Here is a 317-nt window from a genome sequence, read left to right on the forward strand (position 1 = left end):
AATGCTTGGAATGAACATATGGAATGTGATTTTTCATACAACGATATGCCATCCGAAAAAATTAGCTCAAATAATATTTTAAAGTTAAAAGATGAGTTAACATTAAAAATTAGTAAATGTACTTATGTATTAGTTATTGTTAGTGAGGATTCAAATAAAGAGGATCTAAATTCAGGTTTAATCGGATATAAAAATTGGCAGAATTGGGAAGTAGCCAAAGCAAAAGAATTAAACAAAAAAATTGTAGGTACAAAAGTAAATTCAATGTTTGAACCTCCTGAAGAGCTAATTGGATCATGCACATCTTGGGCTCGAAA

General features: G+C 29.3%; 1 protein-coding gene. It reads left to right on the forward strand.

Annotated features, from left to right (window positions below):
* Positions 1-317 (forward strand): TIR domain-containing protein (locus OM075_RS26005; protein WP_301193441.1); only part of this gene is annotated, 317 nt, incomplete at both ends.

It is taken from the genome of Plebeiibacterium sediminum (assembly GCF_026013605.1).
GTDB lineage: Bacteria > Bacteroidota > Bacteroidia > Bacteroidales > Marinilabiliaceae > Saccharicrinis > Saccharicrinis sediminus.